Source organism: Lyngbya sp. CCY1209 (assembly GCF_035615495.1).
Classification (GTDB): Bacteria; Cyanobacteriota; Cyanobacteriia; order Cyanobacteriales; family Microcoleaceae; genus Limnospira.
The window spans coordinates 1-11779 of record NZ_JAJENU010000554.1; the positions used below are offsets into that span (position 1 = coordinate 1).

General features: G+C 55.4%; 8 protein-coding genes. 7 read left to right on the forward strand and 1 reads right to left on the reverse strand.

The window, feature by feature from the left end; translation table 11 throughout:
* Nucleotides 1–163: 163 nt before the first annotated feature.
* The 5 genes from LKE08_RS19300 (at nt 164) to LKE08_RS19320 (ending at nt 7765) form a co-directional block, all read left to right on the forward strand.
* Nucleotides 164–2617: a DUF4347 domain-containing protein gene (locus tag LKE08_RS19300; protein WP_324705889.1), complete on the forward strand. Its 2454-nt coding sequence runs from the start codon at nt 164–166 to the stop codon at nt 2615–2617.
* Nucleotides 2618–2968: 351 nt separating this feature from the next.
* Complete coding sequence (locus tag LKE08_RS19305) at nt 2969–5089, forward strand: hypothetical protein (protein ID WP_324705882.1); 2121 nt, start codon at nt 2969–2971, stop codon at nt 5087–5089.
* Nucleotides 5090–5685: 596 nt separating this feature from the next.
* Nucleotides 5686–5976 carry a PEP-CTERM sorting domain-containing protein gene (locus tag LKE08_RS19310; RefSeq protein WP_324705883.1) on the forward strand — a complete coding sequence of 97 codons (291 nt, stop codon included), beginning with the start codon at nt 5686–5688 and terminating at the stop codon, nt 5974–5976.
* A gap of 280 nt (nt 5977–6256) precedes the next feature.
* A complete protein-coding gene (gene surE / locus LKE08_RS19315) occupies nt 6257–7066 on the forward strand; it encodes a 5'/3'-nucleotidase SurE (RefSeq protein ID WP_324705884.1) in 810 nt (269 codons plus the stop codon).
* Nucleotides 7067–7366: 300 nt separating this feature from the next.
* A complete protein-coding gene (locus tag LKE08_RS19320; protein WP_324705885.1) occupies nt 7367–7765 on the forward strand; it encodes a hypothetical protein in 399 nt (132 codons plus the stop codon).
* Here the strand turns inward: LKE08_RS19320 and LKE08_RS19325 are convergent.
* Entirely contained in the window at nt 7762–9465 is a 1704-nt protein-coding gene (locus tag LKE08_RS19325) for a glycosyltransferase family 39 protein (RefSeq protein ID WP_324705886.1), read from the reverse strand. The genes LKE08_RS19320 and LKE08_RS19325 overlap by 4 nt on opposite strands.
* A 170-nt stretch (nt 9466–9635) precedes the next feature.
* Here LKE08_RS19325 and prfB point away from each other — a divergent pair.
* A protein-coding gene (gene prfB / locus LKE08_RS19330) for a peptide chain release factor 2 (RefSeq protein ID WP_324705887.1) occupies nt 9636–10758 on the forward strand; the annotation gives its coding sequence in 2 pieces (ribosomal slippage) (nt 9636–9707 and nt 9709–10758; 1122 coding nt in all).
* A 151-nt stretch (nt 10759–10909) separates the two neighbouring features.
* The gene (locus LKE08_RS19335) at nt 10910–11521 is read left to right on the forward strand and encodes a hypothetical protein (protein WP_324705888.1); all 612 of its coding nucleotides are present in this window, start codon (nt 10910–10912) and stop codon (nt 11519–11521) included.
* Nucleotides 11522–11779: the final 258 nt, after the last annotated feature.

The following is an 11779-nucleotide window of genomic DNA, read 5'->3' on the forward strand; positions in this document are numbered from 1 at the left end:
ATTTGTAAAATTGTCTGGCCCCCAAACCCCCAATACTGGGGGCTTTGAGTCGATCAATTTTTCACGAATCATTTCACACTGCTATAGCCCGGGTGCAGATCCCATTCCCCGCCCCGGAAGCGGGAAACCGTCACTTTATATCAATATCCAGGACACTTCTGTGATGCAACCTAAATTTGATACGGCCCAAACCCTGCCCGAGTCCACCCCACTCGTTTTTATTGATGCCGGAGTGGAAAACGCCGAACAACTGATTGAGGGCGTGATTTCCACCGCCGAAGTTTTTCTGCTCGAAAAAATGGCCGATGGGGTCGAGCAAATCAGCCGAGTTTTGCAAGGGCGTCGGAATGTCGGCGCAGTCCACATCATCTCCCACGGTGCCCCCGGTTGCCTGTATCTGGGCGACGGCGAACTGAGTTTGGACACCCTGAACCGCTACGCCCCCCAACTGCGGCGGTGGGGTGCGGACAACCTGCTGCTCTACGGTTGTCGCGTCGCCGCGGGGGATGCGGGGGAAGAATTCGTCGCCAAATTGCACCAGTTGACCGGAGCCGAGATTGCCGCTTCCAAGTCCCTGACGGGAGCCGCTTTCAAAGGTGGGAACTGGGAGTTGGAGGTGAGGACGGGCCGAGCCGAGTTGCCCGAAGCCTTGACTCCCGAAGCGATGGGGAGTTATCAGGGCGTATTGAACACGATTTCAGAAACCGAACCGAACAACACCATCGCTACGGCTCAGTTCCTCAATCCTGGCGACTTCAGCTTGACTTTAAATGCCGATATTCAAGCCTACGATGGTACGAATATCTCGACGACCATTCCTCATGTTTCGATTTCAGGAACTGGTGGTGGCACTTTTGATTATTATCGTTTTAATGCCGAACCTGGTACATGGAGGTTTGACATCGATGACAATAATTTTGACACGGAGTTATTTTTGTATGACACCAGTGGCAACCCGCTCGCAGAGAGCGATGATAACACCGAAACTGGGCATACGGGAGGTAATTTCCCCTCATACATAACATACAATTTTTCCGCAGGTGGTTATTATGTAATCGGGGTAGGGAGGATTGGATCGTCTGGAGAACCTGGAGGTATCACAGGAATTGCACCAGAAGCAGGAGACACATACACGCTGCACATATCTGGTAGCCCTGCTCCTATTAATGCGCCCACCGACCTCACCCTCGATGTCAACAGCATCGATGAAAATGTGGTCGCAGGTGCGGTAGTCGGCACTTTCTCCACCACCGACCCGGATGCAGGAGAGAGCTTCACTTACACGTTGGTTGCCGGTGCCGGAGATACCGATAACGGCGCCTTCACCATCAGCGGCGGTCAACTGCAAATCAACAATTCCCCGGACTTTGAAACCAAGTCGAGTTACAGCATCCGAGTGCAAACCACCGACTCGGGGGGGCTGATTTACGAGGAACAATTCACCGTCAATATCAACGACCTCGACGAAGATCCCCCCACCGACCTGACCCTCGATGTCAACACCATCGATGAAAATGTGGTCGCAGGTGCGGTAGTCGGCACTTTCTCCACCACCGACCCCAACGCGACGGATACCACCTTCACTTACGAGTTGGTTGGCGGCGCCGGAGATACCGATAACGGCGCCTTCACCATCAGCGGCGATCAACTGCAAATCAACAATTCCCCGGACTTTGAAACCAAGTCTTGGTACAACGTCCGCGTCCGCACCACGGACCCGGGCGGACTCAGCTACGAAGAGGGCTTCATCGTCAACGTCAACGATGTTAACGAAGCCCCCACGGCCGTCACCCTCAGCAACGATACCGTTAACGAGAAGGTAGCCGCAGGTACGACGGTGGGACGGTTGGGGACCGCCGACCCCGACGCGGGGGATAGCTTCACTTACAGCTTGGCCGGGGGAACCGACGACGCCGACTTCACCATAGAGGGCGATCGACTCAAAATCAATACTTCCCCCGACCACGACACCCAGGCGACTTACAGCATTAACGTCCAAACCACCGATTCGGGCGGTTCGGAGTATACCGAAACCCTCACTATCAACGTCAACGACATCGGCCAGACTTTGACGGGTTCGGGAATCCTGCGGGGTGGCGTTGCCGATGACAACCTGACCGGGGGCGCGGGTCGCGATCGCCTCTACGGTTACGGGGATGACGACATCCTCAACGGCGGGGATGGGGACGACCTCCTCTATGGCGGAAACGGAGACGACGAGTTGAATGGGGGCGCGGGTCGCGATCGGCTTCGCGGCGATGCAGGTAACGACTTCCTCAACGGCGGGGATGGGGACGACCTCCTCTATGGCGGGGATGGAAACGACGAGTTGAATGGGGGCGCGGGTCGCGATCGCCTCTACGGGGACGCCGGGAGCGATCTGTTTGTCCTGCAAGAGGGTATGGGCCGGGATCTGATCTACGGCTTTGAAGATGGCGTCGATACTATCCAAGTCTTGGATGGTATGGGAGCCACCGTGGACTTCAGTGCCCTGACCGTCACCGCCCGCAGCAGCTCGACTTTGATTGAGTACAACGGCGAAACCCTAGCCACTTTGTACCGGGTCGATGCCTCCCTGATTGACGCCGGCGATTTTCTCGGAGCCGGCCTCCCGTAATCAACCTCTGAATTGAGTCCGCTCTCGGTTGGGTGAAGCTGAATCACATAGCCCTTGTTGGGTTCCGTTGCACTCCACCCAACCTACTACTCCCAATTTTGCGGTGCATCAATTTCCATAATTGATGCACCCTTGATGATGATTAATTTTATCTCAAATTATTTTGCAATTTAACAGTTATTTTATTCGTCCGGTCACGGCTGAATTGATGACGAAAAAAGATATGAACGTTCCTCATTTTATATTTCCCATTTTGACTTCTCTACTTGCCGTCACTTAACAATGATTGCCCTCCTGAAATCCATCCCCAACCCCACTCGGAAATGTGTCAAATCATACAACCGCACGCTTGTGGTTGCCTTAACCATCCTCAACCTAGCCGGCTTCTCCCCAGCCCCGGCACAAACGCCGAACTCGTCTACTTCCGCAGCGGACCTGCAACCCCCATCCTCCAATTTGGCATCCGAACCCGAACCCCCAAATCCCGGATTAAACAAAACCCCCAAACCCTCTCCTCCGCCCTCGGACCCCCACTATCTCATCCCCCCCCGCGTCGCTCCAGACGACCAAATTAGCACCCTGACGACCTCTTTACTGCTCAACGATGTCCCCATCAGCCACCTGACCGAATGGCAGGTGAGCGGCGTGCAAGCCTTCGCTAATACCACAAATAGCGACATCGTTTTGGATGGTACTTTCAAACTTCATAGCGAGGTCATCGAAAGCCTCAGCCGAACCAATATTTATCGAGTGGACCAGCGGGGGACTTACTTGCAACTGCGGACAGTTCCTCTAGAAAGAAGGGTGAAAACCACCACCACCGAACCCCAAACCATGAACGGTTTGGAAATTCAAATGAGTTTGACGGGCGCCTGTTTTTTCCCCGATGCTCCCAGTGAGGGACAGTGTACTTATATGCCCGGGTTAGTTATCGATCGCAACAGTATTGACCCGGAATTGTTCGTGCCGACCCGCGTATTTCAAACCTCCCAAGTCGGGGATGTTTTGGAACCAGAAACCTTCGCGTTCATGCAGCTTCCCGGTTTCCAAGGGGGGACTTCCAGCCAACCCATCGGGGTGGATTTTTACTTCCCAAATTCCGGCGCCTTTCCGGGAAACAGCCAATCTCAAAGAGCCGAAATCGACCGGGAAGAGGAAATCGACTATACCATCGCCGGGACTTTTTCTCGGGTTCGCCAGGTGGTGAAAGCCAACGATACCGAAGCAGTTCTGGGGCGCACGATTCACGGATTTACCCTATTTTGGGATGATGAAAATCGCTGGCTAAATACAGTTATCCAAGCCGGGGCGCAGTTTTTGCCCGACGTCATCCCCGACCTGGAAGGGAGCGAAAATCCCGCCAATACCAGAATTAACCGCAACTTATTTTTGGCTCCAAATAATACCCGTTTACCGAGCGGCAGTTTTACGATTTATTCGGCCGGACTGGGGCGGGCGGAAAGTTTGACTCCCGACATCCAAAGTGTCAGTGAAATTCCCCGGGCGGGTTATCACAGCGTCTGGCTGGGGCTGTCCCCGGTCATCGATCGCAACTTTGAAGACGATCGCATTTTCTACCAGCCCACCGGCCCCCAACGGGCGATCAGTCGTGCCGGGGCGGAGGGGGGAGAAGATGCAAATGTTGAGTTATTATCTGCCGTCAATCAAGACCTATTTTCTACCGCCAATTTACAAAACTTTTACGCCCAAGTTTATTTAAGTTTTTTGCAGCAAGATGTAAACTTCATCCGCGAAAGTATTTACAGAGAAGAAATGCAATATTATCCCCACCTCAGTTTAACCGGAAACTGGACGGGAAGTCAAGACATTTTCCGCTACTACACCGGGGTCATCGCTTCGGAAACCCTCAAAGTTTACCTGGGGGCAGATTATACCCGAACCACCACCGACGGCTGGAGTTTTCGCGGGGGTGCGATCGGCTATCTCAACCCCGATCGCGACTATTACAGCCAAATTTTCGGCGATGTCGCCAAACGGTTTCGCCTCGGAAAAAACGCCAATTTTACCGTTTCCGGTTTCTTCAATTACGCCATCGATCGCGAAACCCGGATCGGCGATATCGTCAGCATTTCTCCGGCCAGCGAACTGGCGTTGTCGGGCCGTTTTAACTGGGGTATTTTGTCCCTCGGCGTGACCAACTATTTCGGCGATATCCTCCCCAATTCCTACGACGATCGCCTGCTGATCGAGTTCTCCGTCCGTCCGGTGGATACCCTCACCCTGTCCGGTTATGTGGCGCCGATCGATAAAACATCGAGCCGCTCCCTCTACGGCGCCACCGTCTTTTGGAAGCTGAAAAACCAGCCCAACAGTCCCACCCTTTCGGTGAGCTGGCAGTATCAGGAATATGATTATGGAAACGACGTATTTGGAAATAATCTGTTGGTGACGGACAATATTTTTACGATCCTTTTCCGGGTGGGAAATCCCGCCAATCCATTTCCCCGTTAAAGTTACAGGCGATCGTGGGGGCGAAGAAACCGGGTTTCTAGGAGCGTTTTTTGGGGGGATGAGAGATGGGGGTAGAAACCCGGTTTCTAGATGTCGGGTTGGGGATGAAGAAACCGGGTTTCTAGGAGCGTTTTTTTGGGGGGATGAGAGATGGGGGTAGAAACCCGGTTTCTAATTTCTCCGTTAATCTTACAGGCGTTCGGGGGGCGATCGCTTCTCAAATGAGGGCTAATATGGCCACCAGAACTCCGGAAATTTCCGTATTTTTATGGATCTGAGGGTATCCCACAGTTATCAGAAATGAAATGATCCGGATTTTTACGCAAAGTTTACAAAAATTTTAAGAACTCCGGAAGATTTGTAAAAATCTCATAAAATCCCGCCCATTGAGTTGACATCAATCCGAAGTTTCGATTAAGTTGGTTATCAAGTCTTCAGACGAGAGTTCCCAAGGGCAGCCATTAACCCAGAAGAAGTTCGAGCCGGGTGCACCAGCCAGAGTCGGGGCCCAACTCAAAAAATTCAAAATTTCGTCCCCGCCAACGTATTCTCAGTAGAAAGCACACGATTAACAAGTTCAACTCAAAATCAAAAATATGAAAAATCGTTTTCTCGCCCTCGCGGGTGCCTTGTCAATTCTCAGCACTGTGGCTGTTGCTCCCAAAGCCCAAGCTCAAAACATTTATCCTTTTCTTGGGTTCCCACCTTCCGTAGACGGTTCCACGATTGATACGTCTGAACCCGATTCCGCAACCGTGTACGCTCAAGCTCAAGGTACCCCCATTCAAGACGTTCCCGAACCGATGACAATGATCGGTTCTGCGATCGCGGTCGGATTTGGCAGTCTGGTTCTGAAGAAAGGCAACCCGAAGAAATCTGCCAAGTAACAGACTCCCATCGCCAACCGATCGGGATGGCGGGGATTCTCAAAACCCCCCGAATCTTGATTGCCGGTTGTTCAATTAGAGGCGATCGCATCGATGTTCTATCGATGCGATCGCCTTTTTTTGCTCGGGGTGGGGGCGAAGAAACCGGGTTTCTCTGAGCGTTTTTTCGGGGGGATGAGAGATGGGGGTAGAAACCCGGTTTCTAGCTATCCGGTTAAAGACGATCGCCACCCCAGCGCCCAATTCGAGATAAACTGGGACAGAGGATCGAAACTTGTCGATGAAACTGTTACTCAGCAATGATGATGGCATCTTTGCCCCCGGCATCCGCGCCCTGGCCGACGCCCTGGCCGACGCCGGGCACCAAGTGAGCGTGGTGTGCCCCGATCGCGAACGGTCCGCCACCGGCCACGGATTGACCCTGCACCAGCCCATCCGGGCCGAAAGGGTCGAATCTGTCTTCCACCCCGCCGTCAAGGCCTGGTCCTGTTCAGGGACCCCCTCAGACTGCGTGAAATTAGCCCTGTTCGCCCTTTTAGACGATCGCCCGGACCTGGTACTGGCCGGCATCAACCACGGACCCAACCTGGGGACGGATATCCTCTACTCGGGGACGGTATCGGCGGCGATGGAAGGCATCATCGAGGGCATCCCCAGCGTCGCCTTCAGTCTAGCCAGCTACACCGGCGGGGAATTCCACACCGCCGCGGCTTTTGCCCGAACCCTGATCGCGGCGATCGCACAACGCCCCCTGCCCGAACCCGTCCTGCTGAACGTCAACATCCCCGCCCTCCCACCGGAAGAGATTGTCGGCGTAGCCGTCGCCCGCCAGGGCATCCGCCGCTACATCGACATTTTCGAGAAGCGGGTCGATCCGAGGGGAAAAACCTACTACTGGCTTGCCGGAGAACTCCTCGAAGACGTGGAAGAAGTGATCGACACCGAAACCGATACCGATCTACCGACGGATGTTAGCGCCCTCAGAAACAATTACATTACAATCACACCGCTGCAATATAACCTCACCCGTTCGGTGGGCTTGCAAGACCTTGCCGAGTGGGCTTCATCGGTGGGAAAATGGAAAGTATAGCGCTTCGCGCCCGGTGTCGGGTGTCGGGTGTGGGGTGTAGGGAATTGAAACCGCATCTCCCCTTGCCAAGGGCAGTAGAGGTTCTTCCTCCTCACCCAACTTTCAACAGACCGGTGCTCGTTGCTGTATGAGGTGCACTCGCACTTCTCAAACAGGAAGAGGACATTAATTTTTGGCCTTTGGGTGTCAGTCACAGCGGTAGACTGGAAACAGAGAGCGATAGCGGATCTCTACTGTGAACACCAGACGTTACAGACACTGTAGCGGGTCATCAGTTCGTTTACTCACACACAATTATCTATGAATGCTGATACCTTTAATTCTCATTCGGTCACCTGTCCGATTTGCCACCACACCAGCATTTCGCCCTTAGTCGGGATGTTGGGCGGGCTCTTCACCTGTCCGAATTGCCACACCCATCTCGTGATCAGCAAGAGCGGTCATTACGTGCGAGATCCGTTCGCGTTGCAACAGTGGGCGATGGGGCGGATGCTGCGGCGCCAGAGCCATCCTTTGGCTCGCATCGGCCGCGACATCTGTTCGAGGAAGCGGCTGTCTTTGGTGGCGATCGCGGGCAGTATCATTTTGCTAGGTGTCGCCTTGGTGACGACGGAACGGGTCAACCTCTCCGAGAGACAGGCCGATCCCGCCATCGTGGAACCCGTCGAAAGTCAGGATGACACGGAACCATCCCCCTAAAGTTTCTTCAACCCTTCGATGTCGTCGAGGGTGGCGGAACGGGTGACGAGCGTCCACCCCTCGGCAGTTCCCAAGGATTTCAGATCCTTCAATTTTAGGGTATCGAGGGCGGTCTGGTCCAGCAACAAATAGGGCGACGATCGATTGAACCATTTCTGTTGTAGGGTTTGCCGATCGCCCGGTTCCACCCGACGATCGCTGTAAAAGTTCAACGACGGACGGGAGTGGGGATAGGACGTGTAAATCTCGGCCCCCGGCGGGGTGTGTTCCCGGATCAAACTCGCCACAGGTTTGACGGGGTAAGCCTCGCCGAGTTCCCAAACCCAGTAATTCGAGGAGACGAACAGCAACAGGGACAGGTACATCCCCCAGATTAAAATCACCAAAAACTGGCGATCGCGTTCGACGAGCAACAGGGTTGCCACCGCCATTGTCAAAGCCACGGACGCGCAGGCCAATTGCAAGTTGGCATCGCCGGGGGGCACAGAATTTCCCGCGAATGTCCCCCCGAAATACAGGCAACCGACCCAGGCGGCGAAGGCCAGCAGGGAAAACAGGGGCCAGAGGCGATCGGGGCGGGGGCAGGGATCATCCGACTGGCGGGAACGCCGGGTCCGCCGCCAGCGCCCCGTTTCCGAGTCCCCCTCGTACCAAACGGCGGCCAGATAGGCGCCCGTCGCCAGGGCGAAGGCCGGATAGACGGGGAGGACGTACCAGGGGAGTTTGGTGCCCATTACAGAGATCGCCGCCAGGTAAACCCCCGTCCACACCCAAATCAACCGCGCCCAACTCCAGTTGCGATCGCGCCAAGCCATGATCAATCCCGCGAACCCGAACGGCAGCCAGGGCCAGGTGGACTCCAAGATTTCCAGCAGGTAGTACCAGGGCGGTCCCTGGTGGTTTTCCACGGAATCCCACACCCGAAATAGGGATTGATTCAGCAAATTCGCCTGAATGAACGTCTGGCCGTAATGCTGCCACTGGGCGCCGTACCAGAACGCCACGGGAACCAGCCCCAACGCCAACCCCATCCACAGGAATTTCGAGGTCAGCAGGCGGGGGGTGTCCCACAGCAGGAAGCCGAATGCGATCGCCCCCAGCAGCAGCCCCAGCAGCACCCCCTTCGTCAGGCACAGGAAGCCGAAGGCCAATCCCGACCCGAGGGCGTAGCGCAGATCTCGCCGCGATCGCAGCACGCACCCCATCATCAATATCAGAAAAAATAACACCGCCCCGTCCAACATCGCCAGACGCCCGTGGCGGACGACGGGAATCAGCGTCAGGTACACCAAGGCCGAAAAAATCGCCGGGGTGCGGCGGTGGAATAATTCGCGCCCCAGGGCGTACAGCAGGGGCACGGAGGCCGCCGTCAGCAGGGCGCCGGGGAGGCGGGCCGTCCACTCGTTCGCCCCCGCGATCGCGTAAAATATCGCGATCAACCCGTGCACCAGGGGCGGTTTGTTCAGGTACGGACCGCCGTTCAACGTCGGGTGCAGCCAGTTATTTCCTTCCCCCAGTTCCCGGGCGACCTGGGCGACGATGCCCTCGTCCCAATCTCGCAGGGCGACTCCCCCCAGATCGAGGGTGAACAGGAAGACGGCGGCGGCGAACAATCCCAGTACCCAGAGGCGATCGACCTGTCGGGAGGATAAAAGCGTCGGGTTTCGGGGGGTTCCGGGGACAGAAATGGGGCGGGGCATAAATGAGAAGGTGGTGTGACGGTGTTTGGCGCGGAAAGCGGGCCGGAGACGGGCGATTTCGGTCTGTCTCCGACGATTTGACCCTCGATGTCGGGGCGGCGATCGCTCTGAACCCGATTTTTTTGCTACTCTAAAACAGTATAAAACGAAGTTATTTTGTGCCGAACGTGATGGAAGTTGCAGACATCAAACGAGAAATCGAACTGTTGGCGGAGCGCCTGGGTAAAACCCAGGAGTATCTTTGACGTTCCCGCCGTCGAAGCTAAAATTCAGGATTTGGAGCAACTGGCTGCCCAGCCGGACTTTTGGGACGACCAGACCCACGCCCAGAAAACGCTGCAAAATTTGAGCGACCTCAAATCAGCCCTCGAACAGCAGCGAAACTGGCAGCAAACCCTGGAAGATACCGGGGCGATCGCCGAATTGCTGGAGTTGGAAGCCGACGAATCTCTACGACAGGAGGCGGAAACGAACGTCATCCGCCTGAACCGGGAGATCGACCGCTGGGAATTGCAGCAACTCCTCTCGGGTCCCTACGACCGCAACGGGGCGGTTCTGGCGATCAACGCCGGCGCCGGCGGCACGGATGCCCAGGATTGGGCCCAAATGCTACTGCGGATGTACACCCGCTGGGGCGAGAGTCAGGGCTACAAAGTCCACCTCGCCGAACTATCGGAGGGTGACGAAGCCGGGATCAAGTCCGCCACCCTGGAAATCGAAGGCCGCAACGCCTACGGCTATCTGAAGGCGGAAAAGGGCACTCACCGCCTGGTGAGGATTTCCCCGTTCAATGCCAACGGCAAACGCCAAACCAGTTTCGCCGGGGTGGAGGTGATGCCGATTTTGGACGAGTCCATCGAGTTGGACATCCCCGAAAAGGACTTGGAAATCACCACCTCCCGCGCCGGGGGCAAGGGCGGTCAGAACGTCAACAAGGTGGAAACCGCCGTCCGCATCGTCCACGTTCCCACGGGAATCGCGGTCCGCTGCACCCAGGAACGCAGCCAACTGCAAAACCGGGAAAAGGCGATGGCCCTGTTGAAAGCCAAACTGCTGATCGTAGCCCAGGAACAGCGGGCCCAGGCCGTGGCTGAAATTCGCGGCGACCTGGTGGAGGCAGCTTGGGGGAACCAGATCCGCAACTACGTTTTCCATCCCTATCAGATGGTGAAAGACTTGCGGACGGGGGAAGAGACGACGGCGATCGACGACGTGATGAATGGCGAATTGGATGCCTTTATTCAGGCTTATCTCCGCCAAGAAAATCAACTCGTCGAAACTCAGTCCGCCTGATAGATAGGAGGCAAGGGAAGCGGAGGAAGCGGAGGAAGCGGAGGAGGCGAAGACAATAATACATCAATTTCTCCTCTGCCCCTCTGCCCCTCTGCCCCTCCGCCCTTTTCACGGCGAAAATCTCGAATTTGGCAGCTAGAGGATGCTTCCGATGTCCAAGATTTACACCACGGAGGAACTGCTCCAAATTTTACACGAAGAGCGCAAAGCCTGTCTCGACGGGCGACGCCTCAATCTGAAAGCGACTCCCACTGTGGGAAATCCCGTCATCGATCGCTTTTTGAAACCGGAGGGCATTCAGAAGTTTACCGCCTACCAAGATTTCAAGGCGGCGGTGCACCAATATCAGCGGGAAAATCAAGTTTCGGGAATTATTTGGCGGCAGATTAAAGTGGGGGAAAAAACGCTGCGTTACCCGATGGTCGCCGACCAGTTGATCGCGTTGCCGAAAGATTTGGAAGTGCTGAAAACTGCAAAAAATGAGCTGTTGGAATTTTGGTATTCGGCGACTCAAAATATGGATTTGTATTTGAGTTTGAACGGGGGAAAAAATCACCGGCGGATCGAGTTGGGGGCGGTGGACGCGATCGCCCAGCGGACGGAGTGGGCGGGTTTGTGGAAGTGGGAAAAGTCGAATTTTTTAGAAATGTTGTTGCAGTTGGGATGGGGACAACCGGGGGAGGCGGGCGATCGCCGGGGATGGCCCCACTCGGGGAGCGAATTTATCCACGCGGTGCGATCGGGCCAGTCGCCGATTTGTTGATCAAATTACGGTAGGCAGAGGGTGCGATCGCTTTCTCCTATATAGCGTAGCGCGAGCCGCGTGGTTACAGGCCAGGACTGATCAATCTCTCTACTCCCTAGGACCGACTCCCTACTCCTTCCGATTTCATGGGAGCGAAAACCGCTATATTCCCTTTTATAGGTTTTGTATCGCAAGTATCGCGCTCGTGTGTTTACAGTTCGGTTCGTGGAACAGAACCCGAAACTTCCATGTGTCTTGGCGATTTCTAGCCCCTAC